This is a genomic window from Mycobacterium sp. NGS16 (assembly GCF_059813225.1).
Window position 1 is genome coordinate 1 of sequence record NZ_JCALEE010000019.1, and the last position, 3,466, is coordinate 3,466.

A 3,466-nucleotide genomic window follows, 5' to 3' on the forward strand; every position below is an offset into this window, starting at 1 on the left:
GATGTTTTGGTCTTGTTTGTTTTGCAATTTTTGTTTCTTGGTTTTTGTGTGTGTAAGTGTGTAAGGGCGCATGGTGGATGCCTTGGCATCGAGAGCCGATGAAGGACGTGGGAGGCTGCGATATGCCTCGGGGAGCTGTCAACCGAGCGTGGATCCGAGGATGTCCGAATGGGGAAACCCGGCACGAGTGATGTCGTGTCACCCTCCGGTGAATGTATAGCCGGTGGGGAGGTAACGCGGGGAAGTGAAACATCTCAGTACCCGTAGGAGAAGAAAACAAAATGTGATTCCGTGAGTAGTGGCGAGCGAAAGCGGAGGATGGCTAAACCGTATGCATGTGATACCCGGCGGGGGTTGTGTGTGCGGTGTTGTGGGGTCTGCGTTCCTCTTACCGCCGTGAGGGGCAGCAGTGAGAAAAGATCGTGTTAATCGAAGTGGCCTGGGATGGTCTGCCGTAGTGGGTGAGAGCCCCGTAGGTGAAAACATGGTCTCTGCTGTCGCAGTGTCCCCGAGTAGCAGCGGGCCCGTGGAATCTGCTGTGAATCTGCCGGGACCACCCGGTAAGCCTGAATACTTCTCGATGACCGATAGCGGACGAGTACCGTGAGGGAATGGTGAAAAGTACCCCGGGAGGGGAGTGAAATAGTACCTGAAACCGTGTGCCTACAATCCGTCAGAGCCCTCGTTGTGGGGTGATGGCGTGCCTTTTGAAGAATGAGCCTGCGAGTCACCGGCACGTCGCGAGGTTAACCCGGGTGGGGTAGCCGTAGCGAAAGCGAGTCTGAATAGGGCGTATCCAGTCCAGTGGGGCTGGTGTAGTGGCGTGTTGTGGACCCGAAGCGGAGTGATCTACCCATGGCCAGGGTGAAGCGCGGGTAAGACCGCGTGGAGGCCCGAACCCACTTAGGTTGAAGACTGAGGGGATGAGTTGTGGGTAGGGGTGAAAGGCCAATCAAACTCCGTGATAGCTGGTTCTCCCCGAAATGCATTTAGGTGCAGCGTTGCGTGTTTCTCACCGGAGGTAGAGCTACTGGATGGCCGATGGGCCCTACTAGGTTACTGACGTCAGCCAAACTCCGAATGCCGGTGAGTGTAAGCGTGGCAGTGAGACGGCGGGGGATAAGCTCCGTGCGTCGAGAGGGAAACAGCCCAGATCGCCGGCTAAGGCCCCTAAGCGTGTGCTAAGTGGAAAAGGATGTGCAGTCGCGAAGACAACCAGGAGGTTGGCTTAGAAGCAGCCACCCTTGAAAGAGTGCGTAATAGCTCACTGGTCAAGTGATTGTGCGCCGATAATGTAGCGGGGCTCAAGCACACCGCCGAAGCCGCGGCAATCCGTCAGGATTGGGTAGGGGAGCGTCCTGCATCCGGTGAAGCCACAGGGTGACCTAGTGGTGGAGGGTGTGGGAGCGAGAATGCAGGCATGAGTAGCGATGAGGCAAGTGAGAACCTTGCCCGCCGAAAGACCAAGGGTTCCTGGGCCAGGCCAGTCCTCCCAGGGTGAGTCGGGACCTAAGGCGAGGCCGACAGGCGTAGTCGATGGACAACGGGTTGATATTCCCGTACCCGTGTGTGGGCGTCCCTGATGAATCAGCGGTACTAACCACCCAAAAGGTGGTCGATCAATCCCTTCGGGGTGCGACGATCACCGGCTGCGTGGGACCTTCGCTGGTAGTAGTCAAGCGATGGGGTGACGCAGGAAGGTAGCCGTACCAGTCAGTGGTAATACTGGGGTAAGCCGGTAGGAAGTCAGATAGGCAAATCCGTCTGGCATATATTCCGAGAGGTGATGCATAGCCAATTGTGGCGAATTCGGTGATCCTATGCTGTCGAGAAAAGCCTCTAGCGAGCACGCACACGGCCCGTACCCCAAACCGACACAGGTGGTCAGGTAGAGAATACCAAGGCGTACGAGTGAACTATGGTTAAGGAACTCGGCAAAATACCCCCGTAACTTCGGGAGAAGGGGGACCCTCATACCGTCAACACCCTTGCGGTGGGCAGCGGGAGGGGGTCGCAGAAACCAGTGAGAAGCGACTGTTTACTAAAAACACAGGTCCGTGCGAAGTCGCAAGACGATGTATACGGACTGACGCCTGCCCGGTGCTGGAAGGTTAAGAGGACCGGTTAACCCCTTCGGGGGTGAAGCTGAGAATTTAAGCCCCAGTAAACGGCGGTGGTAACTATAACCATCCTAAGGTAGCGAAATTCCTTGTCGGGTAAGTTCCGACCTGCACGAATGGCGTAACGACTTCTCAACTGTCTCAACCATAGACTCGGCGAAATTGCATTACGAGTAAAGATGCTCGTTACGCGCGGCAGGACGAAAAGACCCCGGGACCTTCACTATAGCTTGGTATTGATGTTCGATGCGGTTTGTGTAGGATAGGTGGGAGACTGTGAAACCCGCACGCCAGTGTGGGTGGAGTCGTTGTTGAAATACCACTCTGATCGTATTGGACCTCTAACCTCGAACCATGAAGCTGGTTCAGGGACAGTGCCTGGTGGGTAGTTTAACTGGGGCGGTTGCCTCCTAAAATGTAACGGAGGCGCCCAAAGGTTCCCTCAACCTGGACGGCAATCAGGTGTTGAGTGTAAGTGCACAAGGGAGCTTGACTGTAAGACTGACACGTCAAACAGGGACGAAAGTCGGGACTAGTGATCCGGCACCCCCGAGTGGAAGGGGTGTCGCTCAACGGATAAAAGGTACCCCGGGGATAACAGGCTGATCTTCCCCAAGAGTCCATATCGACGGGATGGTTTGGCACCTCGATGTCGGCTCGTCGCATCCTGGGGCTGGAGCAGGTCCCAAGGGTTGGGCTGTTCGCCCATTAAAGCGGCACGCGAGCTGGGTTTAGAACGTCGTGAGACAGTTCGGTCTCTATCCGCCGCGCGCGTCAGAATCTTGAGGAAACCTGTCCCTAGTACGAGAGGACCGGGACGGACGAACCTCTGGTATACCAGTTGTTCCACCAGGAGCACGGCTGGATGGCCACGTTCGGACAGGATAACCGCTGAAAGCATCTAAGCGGGAAACCCACTCCAAGACCAGGATTCTCACCCATTCAGTGGGATAAGGCCCCCCGCAGACCACGGGATCGATAGACCAGACCTGCAAGCACCGCAAGATGTTTAGGGAACTGGCACTAACCGGCCGAAAACTTACCAACACAAAGAAACACACGTGTTGCCCGCAACCACACCACAAACCGATAACCCACACCCCACCACCAAACACACTATTGGTGACCCGGTGGACACCCGCCCACACAAGGGCCGGCCCACCACCCACAAAAAAATAGAGTTACGGCGGACATAGCGACAGGGAAACGCCCGGTCCCATCCCGAACCCGGAAGCTAAGCCTGTCAGCGCCGATGATACTGCCCACCCGGGTGGAAAAGTAGGACACCGCCGAACACAATTTAAAAGCCCTGTGGCCCCCAAACAACTTGGGGGCCACAGGCATTT

The 3,466-nt window shown here is 56.3% G+C and carries 2 rRNA genes; both read left to right on the plus strand.

What is annotated here, in order from left to right:
- The first annotated feature begins 50 nt into the window (after window positions 1–50).
- A 23S ribosomal RNA gene (locus AC5Y4Q_RS21595) occupies window positions 51–3,167 on the plus strand.
- A gap of 135 nt (window positions 3,168–3,302) precedes the next feature.
- Window positions 3,303–3,415: ribosomal RNA gene (gene rrf / locus AC5Y4Q_RS21600) — 5S ribosomal RNA — on the plus strand.
- Window positions 3,416–3,466 lie beyond the last annotated feature (51 nt).